The sequence below is a fragment of the Pseudomonas sp. MWU13-3659 genome, from assembly GCF_023757525.1.
Lineage (GTDB): Bacteria > Pseudomonadota > Gammaproteobacteria > Pseudomonadales > Pseudomonadaceae > Aquipseudomonas > Aquipseudomonas entomophila_E.
In genome coordinates this window covers 26,254-39,603 of sequence record NZ_JAMSHW010000003.1, presented here as the reverse complement: position 1 = coordinate 39,603, position 13,350 = coordinate 26,254, and the positions used below count along the sequence as shown (strand labels likewise).

General features: G+C 62.3%; 10 protein-coding genes. 7 read left to right on the top strand and 3 right to left on the bottom strand.

Annotated features, from left to right (window positions below):
* Positions 1-15 precede the first annotated feature (15 nt).
* The 4 genes from NGM28_RS05270 to NGM28_RS05255 all read left to right on the top strand — a co-directional run bounded on the left by NGM28_RS05270 (position 16) and on the right by NGM28_RS05255 (position 5,666).
* The gene (locus tag NGM28_RS05270) at positions 16-561 is read left to right on the top strand and encodes a hypothetical protein (protein WP_252088951.1); all 546 of its coding nucleotides are present in this window, start codon (positions 16-18) and stop codon (positions 559-561) included.
* 21 nt (positions 562-582) lie between these two features.
* On the top strand, positions 583-1,611 hold the full coding sequence (locus tag NGM28_RS05265; RefSeq protein ID WP_252088950.1) for a hypothetical protein: 1,029 nt from the start codon (positions 583-585) through the stop codon (positions 1,609-1,611).
* 173 nt (positions 1,612-1,784) lie between these two features.
* Positions 1,785-3,203 (top strand): short-chain fatty acid transporter, encoded by a 1,419-nt coding sequence (locus NGM28_RS05260; RefSeq protein ID WP_240066032.1) that lies wholly within the window; start codon positions 1,785-1,787, stop codon positions 3,201-3,203.
* Between the two features lie 237 nt (positions 3,204-3,440).
* Entirely contained in the window at positions 3,441-5,666 is a 2,226-nt protein-coding gene (locus tag NGM28_RS05255) for a TonB-dependent siderophore receptor (RefSeq protein ID WP_252088948.1), read from the top strand.
* On the opposite strand, the gene NGM28_RS05250 is transcribed toward NGM28_RS05255, so the two are convergent.
* Positions 5,644-6,213: an RNA 2'-phosphotransferase gene (locus NGM28_RS05250; protein ID WP_252088945.1), complete on the bottom strand. Its 570-nt coding sequence runs from the start codon at positions 6,211-6,213 to the stop codon at positions 5,644-5,646. The two genes, NGM28_RS05255 and NGM28_RS05250, sit on opposite strands and share 23 nt — an antisense overlap.
* Before the next feature lie 530 nt (positions 6,214-6,743).
* Between NGM28_RS05250 and NGM28_RS05245 the strand changes: the two genes are divergently transcribed.
* Complete coding sequence (locus NGM28_RS05245) at positions 6,744-7,007, top strand: hypothetical protein (protein ID WP_252088944.1); 264 nt, start codon at positions 6,744-6,746, stop codon at positions 7,005-7,007.
* Positions 7,008-7,019: 12 nt separating this feature from the next.
* The gene (locus NGM28_RS05240; RefSeq protein ID WP_011533689.1) at positions 7,020-7,292 is read left to right on the top strand and encodes a DUF3077 domain-containing protein; all 273 of its coding nucleotides are present in this window, start codon (positions 7,020-7,022) and stop codon (positions 7,290-7,292) included.
* A gap of 10 nt (positions 7,293-7,302) precedes the next feature.
* Here the strand turns inward: NGM28_RS05240 and NGM28_RS05235 are convergent, their stop codons facing one another.
* A complete protein-coding gene (locus NGM28_RS05235; RefSeq protein WP_252088943.1) occupies positions 7,303-7,686 on the bottom strand; it encodes a GNAT family N-acetyltransferase in 384 nt (127 codons plus the stop codon).
* A 281-nt stretch (positions 7,687-7,967) separates the two neighbouring features.
* A complete protein-coding gene (mrdA, locus tag NGM28_RS05230) occupies positions 7,968-9,860 on the bottom strand; it encodes a penicillin-binding protein 2 (protein WP_252088941.1) in 1,893 nt (630 codons plus the stop codon).
* A 335-nt stretch (positions 9,861-10,195) separates the two neighbouring features.
* Between mrdA and NGM28_RS05225 the strand changes: the two genes are divergently transcribed.
* Entirely contained in the window at positions 10,196-13,294 is a 3,099-nt protein-coding gene (locus NGM28_RS05225; protein ID WP_252088940.1) for an NACHT domain-containing protein, read from the top strand.
* Positions 13,295-13,350 lie beyond the last annotated feature (56 nt).

The window sequence follows — 13,350 nt, the reverse complement described above, 5'->3', positions numbered from 1 at the left end:
AAAGGAGCTACGAACATGGCAGATACAAGCTTTGCGGTGACCGGCATCTTCTCCGGCCTGCAGATCGTCTCGACCGGCATCGGCGGGCTGGTCAACGTCGCCTCGAGCGTCTCGGCGCAGACCGGCTACGCCATTGCCCGCCAGCAGACCTCCGACGGCACGCCGTACACCTTGCTCACCGCCGCGAACACGCAGGCAGTGAACGACCCGGCCAGCCTGGTGGTCAGTGCCCAGTACGCGCAGATCGTCACCTTCGCCGAACTGGACCTGGAGGTGCGCTACACCGACATCCCGGCGGACACGCAAGTGTCGGTGGACGCCACCAACCCCAAGCTCGCGGTCTCGCGCCAGGACATCGCCGGCACCAGCCTGCTGGGCAAGCAGAGCAAGAAGCAGGAAGCCTTCGAGATGGACCTGAGCCTCAAACTGTGGGTGGCCAAGCCCGAGCAGCTCAAGACCACGTCGTCGATCACCCTGAGCCTGTCGAGCATCGATGGCAGCTCGGGTGGGCCGGTGAAGAAGACCCTGCTGCAGAAGGTGCAGATCAACCTGTCGAAATAACCCCTGCAAGGAGCACGCAACATGGCTACTGAAACCTGGAGCGGCATCGTCGTGCGCGCGACCCTGTCGGAAAACGGCACGGTACCGCGCAGCGCCTCGTCGTCCTCGCCCGACATCATCCTCGCCGGCAAGGAACCGCTGGCCGTCCCCTCGGTACTGACCGACCCGGCCAACTACAACAACGGCTACGACAACAAGCTGTACATCGGCTTGCCCAACTACCTCTACGTGCGTGGCAAGAACTACACCGCCGGTGACCTGGCGGGGTACTGGAACCTGTTCTGGGCCACCCCCAACATCCTGCTGTACCCGTACCTGTGGGAAGGCAACCAGCTGAAGACCTCGGGGGGCGACAAGAACCCGCCGTTCGCCATCAAGGCCGGGGCCATCGGCGCGTCCCTCGACTGCTTCACCTGGGTGCCGCCAGACACCTCCGACCACTACTGCATGATCGCGGTGGCCAGCACCCCGGACCACCCCAACCCGCTGAAGGGCGTGACCAACATCACCGACCTGGCGGACGTGCTTTCGAAGAACGCCAACATTGCCCAGCGCAACGTGCAGATGGTGCGTGGCGACCTGCCGCAAGTGGTCAGCACCGCCGGCTACAACCAGGGGGACGAGGGGGCGCTGGTGGACCTGGCGGTGGTGTTCGAGAACATCCCCAAAGGCACCAAGTACACCATTTCCTCGGGCACGCCGCTCAATGGCAAGACCCTCAGCCACTCCGACAACAACACCCTGGACAACGACTTCAAGTACGCTTGGGTCGGCCAGGACATCCCTGCCAACTGGCAGACGCTGTTCACCTTCACGCTTTCGTTCGGCAGCGACTGGTCGGGAATCCCGGCGGGCAAGAAGCCCAAGGTGACCATCCGCGGCGAGCTGGTACAAGGCTCCGCAGACCGGCTGTATCACAACCCGGCGGCGTACTTTGCCGACCCGCATCCGCACACCCGCGCGGTGCGCCTGGATGCGACGGGGGGGCCGGTGAAGCTGATCGTGGCGGGCAGTGTCACCACGCTTTACACCGACATCGGGCCTAAATAGCCGTTGTAGCGTCCGTGAAATCGAGCGCCGCGAGAGCGGCGCCCGACCGCAACACATTCCTTGCGTCAAGCTAATACTTTAGTCGTAGCCCCTCGGTTCAAGGAGGCCCCCAACCACGCCCCCTTATAGACTCGCCCGGTAATCCGACAATCCAACAAGAAAAGGACATTACCGTGGCCGCTGAAATCCAAGACAGCCGCTCCGCCCGCTTTGCCCTGCGTTGCTCGAACTGGGCCGAACGCTGGTTCCCCGACTCCTGGGTGTTCGCCGCCCTCGCCGTGATGCTGGTGTGCCTCGGCGCCCTGGCCATGGGCGGCAAGCCCACCGACACCGCCAAGGCCTTTGGCGACGGTTTCTGGAGCCTGATTCCCTTCACCATGCAGATGGCCTTCGTGGTCATCGGCGGCTACGTGGTGGCCAGCTCGCCACCCGCGGCGCGGCTGATCGACCGCCTGGCGCGGCTACCGAGCAACGGCCGCTCGGCGGTGTGCTGGGTGGCGCTGATCTCGATGCTCGCCTCGTTGCTCAACTGGGGCCTGTCGCTGGTGTTCGGCGGCCTGCTGGTGCGCGCCCTGGCCCGTCGTACCGACCTGAAGATGGACTACCGCGCCGCCGGTGCCGCCGCCTATCTCGGTTTGGGTGCGGTATGGGCATTGGGCCTGTCGTCGTCGGCCGCGCAGTTGCAGGCCAACCCGGCCAGCCTGCCGCCGTCGATCCTGGCCATCACCGGGGTGATCCCGTTCACCGAGACCATCTTCCTCTGGCAGTCCGGGGTGATGCTGGCGGCGCTGGTGATCGTCTCGCTGATCGTCGCCTACGCCACCGCCCCCGGCCCGAACAGCGCCCGCAGCGCCCAGGACTGCGGCGTCGACCCGAGCTTCAGCGCGCCACCCTCGCCACAGCGCACCCGCCCGGGCGAGTGGCTGGAATACAGCCCGGTCCTGATCCTGCTGCTGGTGGCCCTGGCCGCCGGCTGGCTGTACCAGGAGTTCGCCACCAAGCCTGCGATCACCGCGATCTCCGGGCTGAACACCTACAACCTGCTGTTCATCATGCTGGGTGCGCTGTTGCACTGGCGCCCGCGCAGCTTCCTCGACGCTGTGGCCCGCGCCGTGCCGACCACCACCGGGGTGCTGATCCAGTTCCCGCTGTACGGTTCGATTGCGGCCATTCTCACCCAGGTCAAAGGCGTCGATGAACAGACCCTGGCCCACCATATCTCGCTGTTCTTCACCCAGATCGCCACCCACGACACCTACGCACTGCTGATGGGGGTGTATTCGGCGGTGCTGGGCTTCTTCATCCCGTCCGGTGGCGGTAAGTGGATCATCGAGGCGCCGTACGTGATGCTGGTGGCCAACGACCTGCAGTACCACCTGGGCTGGGCGGTGCAGATCTACAACGCCGCCGAGGCGCTGCCGAACCTGATCAACCCGTTCTACATGCTGCCGCTGCTGGGGGTGCTGGGGTTGAAGGCACGCGACCTGATCGGCTTCTCGTTCGTGCAACTGCTGGTGCATGTGCCGTTGGTGCTGGTGTTGCTGTGGGCGTTGGGCACCACCTTGCAGTACGTGCCGCCTGTGATGCCCTGACAACTGTTTTCGCTGGCACCGGCGTTGCCGGTGTTCGCCAGCAAGGCTGGCTCCTACGGATTGAACGCATCCCCTCGTAGGAGCCAGCGTTGCTGGCGAAAGCGGCCGTAAGACCACAGCATGACTTCCTTCTTGTCATGATTCGATAATAATTCGCATTCGCGAATCGTTCTCCTATGGCTGCCTCTCTTTGGCAGCCAAGGACACCCTTCGAATCGAACAAGGAGACAGGCAGCGATGTTCGCGCCCATCAGCCGTTCCATGACCCTCACCCTGGGGCTGTGCGCCACCGTCATCGGCCCATTTGCGCAAGCCGAAGAAATCGAACCCAAGTCCAGCGACGGCGTGCTGGAACTCGGCTCCACCGAAATCCTCGCCCAGGGCCTGGGCAGCACCACGGAACACACCGGCTCCTACACCACCGGCAGCATGAGCGCGGCCACGCGCCTGAACCTGTCGATCAAGGAAACCCCACAGTCGGTGTCGGTGCTGACCCGCCAGCAGCTCGACGACTTCCGGCTCGACTCGCTGTCCGAGGCCATGGCCCATGTCACCGGCGTCACTGTGCAACGCAACGACTCCGAACGGCCGACCTATTTCTCCCGTGGCTACGCGATCAACAACTTCCAGATCGACGGGATGCTCAACACCTTCTCCGGGCTCAAGTCCGACGCCGACACCATCATCTACGACCGCATCGAAGTGGTGCGCGGCGCCACCGGCCTGACCACCGGCGCCGGCGACCCGTCCGGGACCATCGCCATGGTGCGCAAGCGCCCGACCGCCCAGTTGGAGGTGCGCACCGGCCTCAGCGCGGGCAGCTACGACAACTACCGCGGCTATGTCGACGTCGGCGGGCCGCTGGGCTGGGAAGGGCGCCTGCGTGGGCGCACGGTGCTGGCCTACCGCGACAGCAAGTCCTACATGGACAAGTACGCCAGCCAGCGCGAGGTGGCCTACGGCATTCTCGAAGCCGACCTCACCGACAGTACCGTGCTCGCCGTGGGCTACGACTACCAGAACAAGCATGTGCAGGGCGCCTCCTGGGGCACCGTGCCGTACTGGAACGCCGACGGCGGCAAGGCCCACATGGCGCGCTCGACCAACCTGACCGCGCCCTGGTCGTCCTGGCCGCTGAAGGACCAGACGCTGTTCGCCACCCTCGACCAGCACCTGGGCGAAGACTGGCTGCTCAAGGCTGCCTACACCCACCGCCAGAGCGACACCGACGGCAAGATGTACTACGGCGGCAACGGCTTCCCCGCGGCCGATCGCAGCGGCATGAACGCCTGGACGGCGCACTTTGCCGGGGTGGAGAAGATGGACGCGCTGGACCTGAACCTGGCCGGGCCTTACCAACTGCTCGGGCGCAGCCATGACTTCATGATCGGCTACGGTGTTTCGCAATTGCGCAACACCGAGCCGGCCTTTACCGGCCGTACCGACCCCAAGGGCTACACCAAGATCGCGGACTGGAAGTACATGGGCGCCATCCCCAAGTTCAGCGACCGCGACAGCGGCCTGGATGCGTCGCGCTCATACACCCGGCAGAAGGCCGGCTACCTCGCCACCCGCCTGAACCCCACCGACCGCCTTCACGTGGTGCTGGGCAGCCGCTACGGCAGTTGGGAGAGCGAGAGCAAGAGCTGGAGCTACGACGCCAACCTCGCACTGACCCGTTCGAGCGTCAGCAAGCAGACCCAGAACGACCAGTGGACCCCGTATGCCGGCGTGCTCTACGACCTCACCGAGCAGTACACCCTGTATGCCAGCTACACCGACATCTTCAACCCGCAGACACGCAAGGACGTTAATGACAGGTTCCTCGAACCCATCGTCGGCAAGGTTTATGAAATCGGCCTGAAGGGCAGCCTGTTCGACGACCGCGCCAACCTCAGCACGGCCGTCTACCGCAGCAAGCAGGACAACGTGCCGGAGATCGACGACTCGGTGCCGCTCGGGCCTAACGGCCAGCAGTACTACAAGTCCGGCGGCAAGGGTGTGGTGGTGGAGGGTTTCGAGGCGGAGCTGGCGGGGGAGGTGATGCCGGGCTGGCAGATGAGCCTGGGCTACAGCTACAGCCATGCGGCCAATGGCGACAAGACCCGCAAGAACACCGAACAGCCGATGAACCTGGTGCGTTTCTCCAGCACCTACCAGTTGCTGCCGCAGTTGACGGTGGGCGGCACGCTCGATTGGCAGAGCGACATCTACGGCAACGGCCGACGGCCGATCGGGCGTGACAGCAACGGCAACATCGTCACCACCCCGGACCGCATGACCCAGGATGCCTACGCCCTGGTCGGGCTGATGGGGCGCTACCAGTTCGATGAGCACCTGTCGGCGTCGGTCAACGTGAAGAACCTGTTCGACCAGCACTATTACAACAATGTCGGGTTCTACAACGGCGTCTACATGGGCGAGCCGCGGACGGTGATGGTCAGCCTGGATTGGAAGCTGTAGCCGTAGTCGACAAGTAGATGGAGGGCACCTGTTCGACCAGCCAGACACCATTGTCCGCCTGATAGAACGCGAATCCAGCCTCGCGCATGCGTTGGGTATCGATACTGAGCAACACCGGTTGACCATAGCGTTTGCCCACCGCAAGCGCAGTCTGTGGATCTTCACTCAGGTGCACATGGTGGCGGCTGCCTGGGATCAGCCCCTGCGCTTCGATGGAAGCCATGAAGCGGCTGGCGGTACCATGGTAGAGCAGGGCAGGTGGCGTCTTGGCGAGGTGGCTGACCTGCACCTGGGCCGTGCTGTGGCCCTGGGCCGCGCGGATGCGCAGGCCATCGTCGGAGAGGGTGAAGCGCTTCTTGTCGCTGGTCTCGACCACTTCACGCAGTGTCGGCAGGTCGAAGTCGTGGCCTTGGGCGCGGGCGCCCTGGATGAGTGCCTGAGTGTCGGCCCAGCCGTCGCGGTCGAGGGGCAGGCCGATGGATTCTGGGGCGTGGCGCAGGATGTAGCTGAGGAACTTGCTGAGGGTGTCGCGTTGTTTCTGGTTCATGGGAAAGGTCCTTTTCCGTTGTTTTCGGGTCTTTGTCTTTGGGGCGGCATTCTCCCTATCTGCCAGCAGGACTACAAGGTTGCCATTCGAGGTGTTTGACGGGAGTGGTGCGGCGCCCATGAGATCGAGCGCCGCGCGGGCGGCGCTCGATCTTGAGCGCGCTGCAAGGCTTGCGACTTGCACCTGGCCGCCACCACGCGATATCTGTAACAAACCTTTCGTTGTTTCCTGGTTCTGAACGCCGATATCGCGCCAAAAAGTCGGAATTTCCCTATTCCATGTAGTCCATTTCCGAAGCATGCTTTTGCCGCCCTCCAGCCCTTGCCCCAGGCCAATTCAGCGGCCGGTTTTGACAGACCGTCGATTGTTGTCCACGTGTGCATACGCTCAATGGCGGCTGTACGTGCGGGCACCTTGTGTGCGCCGAGTGCCAACGATCTCGGTCTGTCAACCCGCGTACAGCTGCCACCCGACTGTTTGACAGCAGCTCAGCTGACCGTTCAACCCACAACTATTGTTGGAGTACGAGCATGCTGAAGATTGTCCCCGATCCACCTTCCCCCCAAGACCACGCCCACTTCCTCGAAGACACCCTGGTGCGCGCCCTCGAGTACGCCTTCTGCACACTCACGGTCGCCAACCAGGCCGTGCAGCTGAAACCCAGGTCACCCGGTGCGATCCTGATGCTGGCCGCTGCCCACGAAATGGAGGCGGTGCGCACGTTGCTGGAGTCCGCCCTGGCCCAGGTGCAGCATTCGGCCCAAGCGCCGAGCGAACCACCCACGCTGCACTGAGGGAGATCGACCATGACCACGGATAATGGCAATACCCCCGTTACCCCCGGCAAGACTCGCTTCTACCAGGGCGAGGGCAAGAACGCCCAACCGCTGTTCTGCATCGAGCCCGGCATTCCCTGCCAGCATGCCCGCGAGCAGGCGTCCGAACTGATGGACTACGTGCGCCACCTGACCCTGGTCGGGGTGATGGACGAAGACCCGCGGATGGTCTGGGCCGCGCACTACCTCAGCGCCCTGGCCAAGGCACTGATGGACGACGCGGAGCTGGGCATGGCGCACTGACCCTCGGCGTTCAACAGGGCGACTGCAGCAACAGGTAGTCGCCCTCTTCGGAAGTTCCGGCACCTACCTGGGCGAAACCACACGTGTCATAGAACGCCAGCGCCCCAGCGTTGCACGCCAGGCACTTGAGCCGGTAGCAGGTGCCGGGCCAGCCGGGCAGGGCGGCCAGCAGGGCGCGGCCGATGCCCTGGCGGGCGTGGCTGTCGGCGATGTACAGGTGGTGGATGAAGTGGTCCGGCGACCAGACCGAGATGAAACCGACACAAAGACCGTCGATTTCGGCCAGCAGAATCTGCTCGCCTTCGGTCTGCGTATCGAAGTCCATCAACTGGAATTGCTCGCTTTGCTGCCAGGTAAAGGTTACCTGGCGACTGCGCAGGAACAGCTCGCGCAAAGCGGCTCGGTCTTTGGGCGTGGCAAGCCGGATGCAGGGGGAAGCGGGTTCGCACGCGGCGGGATTGGGTTTACGCGACATGGGCGGCCCATCATGAAGTGAGGACGGCCCGATACTAGCAGGCTGGTTCCTGTTTGCCGGCAAGGGCGGCGCGAGAGGTACAACACATACCCTGTAGGAGCCAGCTTTGCTGGCGAACGCAAGGCGTAGCCTTGCTGGCCTACATCGTGTCGTACCCTTCGCCAGCAAGGCTGGCGCCTACAGTTCGGCGCCGCACGGTATTAACCGTGCGGCGCCGGTTCTTTCCCCGTCGTGCCCGCATACCGGACCTTCAGGTGCCCCTGGTCGTCCAGCAGGTACGCATCCATCACCTCGCGCACCACCGGCCCCGCCACCCGGCCACCGGCCTCACCGTTCTCGATCATCACCGCCACCACCATCGCCGGGTGCTCGGCCGGCGCAAAGCCGACGAACAGGGCATTGTCACGGTGGCGCTCGAGGGTCTTGTCACGGTTGTAGCGTTCCCCCTGCTTGATCGCCACCACCTGCGCCGTGCCACTCTTGCCGGCGATGCGGTATTGGGCACCAGCGGCGGCGGCGCGGGCGATGCCGCGCGGGTCGTGCATGACCATCTGCATGCCCTGGCTGACCTGGTCCCAGGCGCGACGGTCGTGGAGCACGATGTCCGGCATCGGGTTGGGGTCGATGGGCGCCTGGCCGCCGACGGTCATCGCCAGGTGCGGGCGGTGCCAGGCACCCTTGCTCGCCAGCAGGCTGGTGGCCTGGGCCAGCTGCAGCGGGGTGACCTGCATGTAGCCCTGGCCGATGCCGAGGATCAGCGTCTCGCCGGGGAACCACGCCTGGCGCCGGGTGGCGCGCTTCCAGGCCTGTGACGGCATCAGCCCGGGCGCCTCTTCGAACATGTCCAGCGAGACCTTCTGGCCCAGGCCGAACTCGGCCATGTAGTCGTGCAGGCGGTCGATGCCCAGCTTGTGCGCCAGGTCGTAGAAGTAGGTGTCGTTGGAACGCATGATCGCGGTGTACATGTCCACCCAGCCATCACCGGTGCGGTTCCAGTTGCGGTACTTGTGGTCGTAGTTGGGCAGCTCGTAGTAACCGGGGTCGAACACCCGGTTGCCCGGGGTGATCACGCCGCTGTCAAGGCCGGCGATGGCCACCTCCGGCTTGACCGTCGAACCGGGGGCGTACAGGCCGCGCAGCACGCGGTTGAACAGCGGCCGGTCGATGGAGTCGCGCAAGGCCGAGTACTGCTTGTAGCTGATGCCCTTGACGAACAGGTTGGGGTCGAAGCTGGGGTTGCTGACCATGGCCAGCACGTCGCCGTTGGCCGGGTCCAGCACCACCACCGCGCCACGGCGGTCGCCCAGGGCCTTTTCGGCGGCCTGCTGCAGGTGGGCGTCGAGGCTCAGCACGATATCCTTGCCCGGCACCGGGTCGTGGTGGCGCAGCACGCGCATCACCCGGCCCTGGGCGTTGGTCTCGACTTCCTCGTAGCCCACCTGGCCATGCAGTTCGTTCTCGTAGAAGCGCTCGACACCGGTCTTGCCGATCGACTGGGTGCCGCGGTACGCGGTGCTGTCGAGGGTCTTGGCTTCTTTCTCGTTGATCCGCCCGACATAGCCCACCGAATGGGCGAAGTGCTCGGCCAGCGGGTACTCGCGGATGAACTGCGGCGCCACGTCCAGGCCGGGCAGGCGGAACTGGTTGACGGCGATCAGGGCGATCTGTTCCTCGGTCAGGCCGACCATCAGGGTCACCGGCTCGAACGGCTTGCGGCCACGGCGCAGGTCCTTGTCGAACTGGTGGCGGTCGTCTTCGCCCAGGCCAAGGATCTGCGTGAGGGTGTCCAGCACCTTGGCCGAGTCGCCGGTGCGCTCGCGGGTCATGGTCAGGTCGAAACTGGGTTTGTTGGTCGCCAGCACCACGCCGTTGCGGTCGTAGATCAGGCCGCGCTCGGGCGGGATGGGCAGCACGTGCACGCGGTTGTTTTCCGACACCGCCGACTGCTGGTCGTGCTGCAGTACCTGGAGCACGTACAGCCGGCCCACCAGCACCGCCACCAGGCTCATCACCAGGACGGCGCAGGCCAGCAGCCGGCGGTTGACCAGGCTCTTTTCCTTTTCGTGGTCCTTGAGGGGGATGGGTTGTGGCATGGGGGCTCTTGAGGTTGTGCGGGGCTCGCTCCTACGGGGCGCGCGTTGTCCGGGGCGGCGATGCTACGCAAGCAGGGGGGCGGGCTCAAGGCGAGCACCGGCAATGGAGAGGGCGTTGAGCAACCGCGTACCCAGCCACTGGGCGTTTGCGCAGTTGATGAAGATTCTTTCATCTGCCGGTGAGGTGACCCCGGCAGTTGCTCGTAGCCGCCACACGATAGGAGGAGGGGTATGGGTCGACTGCTTATCGGTTGTTTTGCAGATGCGGGCAGGTTGAATAGAATAGTGGCGCTTTGATATGCCTGTTGCGGAGCACGAAACAACGAGTACTGGACATGAATGGATCTCAACAATTTGCAATCGTTGCCCTGCTGGTCGCCCTGGTCACGGTTTACCTGGGTGTCACGACCCAGTCGCTGATGGTCGGGTTGCTGTTGGCCTGTGTAAGCTGCGCCATCCTGCTCATATTGCGGCCACTGCTCATGCCTGCTGGCTATGGTGTCAACAAGATTCGAATGGCGAGCCTGCTGGGCGTGCTGGCGCTCGCCGGCGTGTGGGGAGGCTGGAGCCGCGTTCTCGATAGCGTGCTGCAGGGGCTGGTTTCAAGTACCTGGATCGCAAAAAATACGCCGTTCCTGGCGTCGCTGAAATTTTCCCAGGAGCCGTCACTTTCCATTGTGATTTTCGTGGCTGTGGTGGTGATAGCGATCAATTACTTCATGCGTGAAAAGACCATCGACAGCGTGCATCCAGGGACCCTCGACAAGGACTTTCCGGAGGAAGGCTTCAGGAAGAAATTGCTGTCGTTCTGCTCCGTGCTTGACCGCCACTTGGTTCACCTCGACCTGCAAAGCAACTGGAGCCCCGAGTACTACACGGAGCTGAAGGCGGAAGTCGAGATCCTTTCCAGTTACGGAAAGGTAAAAAGCAAGAAGGTATTGAACCTGCAGACGGCGATCACCATGGACCGCACGTCACAAGCCTTTTTGTTGCTGGGCGTCCCAGGTTCCGGAAAAAGTGTCGCGCTGAGGAAGTTGGCCGGTGACATGCTGCGCGAGGCCAAGACCTCCGGGCGTATTCCGATCTATGTCAACCTGCGAGAGTGGCGGGCGAAAGACGGCGGGATACTGCCTGCCGAGGATGTGACGGTCGAAGGCCTGACAGAATTTATCATCAAAAGTCTGACGGCGCGCGGAGACCGGCACTGCGCGGGGTTCGTCAATGATTACTTCCTCAAGCTGTGGCGCCATGGGCGGCTATTTTTCATCTTTGACTCTTTCGATGAAATGCCCAATCTGCTGGATGCCGGAGAGGACTCCGAGATTTTGGCGGAACTGTCGACGGTCCTTTCGAAATTCATATCCAGCAGCCCCAACTCTCGTGGCGTGCTCGCCTCCCGTGTATTCAGAAGCCCGTCGCACTATTACCAGGCGCAGAAAGTGCTTGAGATCCGACCACTGTCCGAGGTCTCGATCGCTGAAGCTCTGGAACGCTTTCCCCATGTCTCCGAGGCTTTGAAAGCCGAGATTTTCAGCACGCGAAGCGATCTGGTTCCTTTGGCGAGAAACCCATTTCTGATGACATTGCTGGGGGAGTGGGTCAGCGAGAAAGCGCTGTTGCCTAAAAGCCAGGCCGAGATCTACGAGTTCTATCTGCGGCGCTGCCTCGAGTCGTGCAAGGAGAGGCTGGAGGAAGCCAGCCTGAGTGTCGACGACGTGCTGGAGGTGGCCAGGAAAATTGCCTATGCCGTGTTCACCTCACCTTCGTTGGGTCTGGAAGCACCGGTTTCGGCACTGGACAAATGCCTGCCAAATGATCATGTGGAAACCGTGGTCGAACTCTTGAACTACGCAAGGATTGCCCGCGTCAGTGACGGTCCGCAGCGGTCGTTCGCGTTCGTTCATCGCCGCTTCCTGGAGTACTTTGTCACCCTGAGCCTGCTGGAAAATGCTTGCGATGTGCCAGTCGACCACATCCCGACGGACTCCCGCGGCCGGGATGCGTTGGTGCTGTATGCCCAGCACTGCTCCGATGCCGAGGCGCAACGGCTCGCCGAGTTGTGCTGGTCGGAAGTGGAGACCCACTTCGATAATCCTAAAGCCCGCATGCGCGCGATTCACTGCTTGCGATTCATTGTCGAGGCATTCTGCTCCAGAAAAACCGCACTCGTCTCAGTGACAGCGTCATTGGAAAAATTTATCGCACAACATACTGTTATCGACGGCGAAATTATTCTGGCAAAGATATGCCTTGAAGGCACAGGCTTGATATCCGAGAAAGAGTCTGTTCCGGTACTGACCAAGGCTATACAGGTTGCAGATGTGTGGCTGCAAGAGACAGCATTCCGTGCATGCCGGGTACTTCCTCGTTTGGCGTCCCCACTCGAGGACAGTATCGTCAAGTATGTGAAAAAAATTCCGCTTATAGATTTTCTCGCGTCGTATCGCGGGCTGTCGAGAAGCCTGCTACTTTCCGACTCTATGAAACATGTTCATGGGGTGGTGCGCCTCCGCTGGCTCAACTGCTGGCTCGCCTTGCTTGGAGGGGGATTGATTGCGGTTGCGAGCCCACAGATCATTGTTAACTGCCTGCTCATCAGTGCAGTTTCAGGTGCTATTTATTTCTATACGATGCAAGACGGTCGAATTAATCAGACGTATGGCGGCTCATCCCTTGCCGCACTGTTCGACAGTTCAATAAAGATTTTCCGGATTTACTTATTTATGTTTGGTGTGGCAAGCGGACTGCGAATTTTTGGAAGTCCTGCGCAGGCTGTGCCGTCGGCCCAACCGTTGGCGGTGTTAGACGGCCTTGGTGGCGTTGCCAGTGTCGAAGTAGCGCTTACCTTGTTTTTCCTGGATGTTCGACAGCTGTTTCCAGACTTCTGGGGGTTACCAGGTACCCAGCATTGGCTGGCACCACTGATTGTGCTGTTTGCTGCAGTCATGGTGTTGGACTGGTTGTCCGTGGCCGATGGCATCAGGTTTGGGCTTAAAATGCTCAAGCCGAAAAACTGGGATTACTCGTTCCTCGTGTTCATGCTCTTGCTTTCGTGTGCAGGTTTACTTATGGTTTGGGTCGTGGTGGAAAATGATCTGGGTCTTTGGTTTGGGTATTCCCTTGCCGCTCTGGCCGGCTTCGTGTTGCTGGCGGGCTTGACAGCTAAGATGATCTGGCTATTTGAATTTGCCAAGGACTACAGGTACATCAAGGCCCATGTAATTAGGGCACCGCTGAGTCGATCCACTATTTGCCAAGCCCTGAATGCATTGCGCACTCAGCGTGGCAAGTTGAAATACATTCGAAACTTGGATGCCGCACGCGCGGAACCCTCGGGAGATTGGCCGGAGGGTTTCAAACTTAGGGTTGGCGGTGGCGCCGCGCTGTCTCAACTGGCACGGTTGGAAGCGAGGTGGCTTCGTCTAGAGCGATAGGTGTTGTTCGCACCTGCTAGAATCTGCCCCACATTGTCGTGCTCGAAGTCAGGACC

Excerpts from the sequence above, each read along its gene's own strand:
- NGM28_RS05270 (WP_252088951.1), top strand. The coding sequence starts at position 16 with ATGGCAGATACAAGCTTTGCGGTGACCGGCATCTTCTCCGGCCTGCAG.
- NGM28_RS05265 (WP_252088950.1), top strand. The coding sequence starts at position 583 with ATGGCTACTGAAACCTGGAGCGGCATCGTCGTGCGCGCGACCCTGTCG.
- NGM28_RS05255 (WP_252088948.1), top strand. The coding sequence starts at position 3,441 with ATGTTCGCGCCCATCAGCCGTTCCATGACCCTCACCCTGGGGCTGTGC.
- NGM28_RS05250 (WP_252088945.1), bottom strand. The coding sequence starts at position 6,213 with ATGAACCAGAAACAACGCGACACCCTCAGCAAGTTCCTCAGCTACATC.
- NGM28_RS05245 (WP_252088944.1), top strand. The coding sequence starts at position 6,744 with ATGCTGAAGATTGTCCCCGATCCACCTTCCCCCCAAGACCACGCCCAC.
- NGM28_RS05240 (WP_011533689.1), top strand. The coding sequence starts at position 7,020 with ATGACCACGGATAATGGCAATACCCCCGTTACCCCCGGCAAGACTCGC.
- mrdA (WP_252088941.1), bottom strand. The coding sequence starts at position 9,860 with ATGCCACAACCCATCCCCCTCAAGGACCACGAAAAGGAAAAGAGCCTG.
- NGM28_RS05225 (WP_252088940.1), top strand. The coding sequence starts at position 10,196 with ATGAATGGATCTCAACAATTTGCAATCGTTGCCCTGCTGGTCGCCCTG.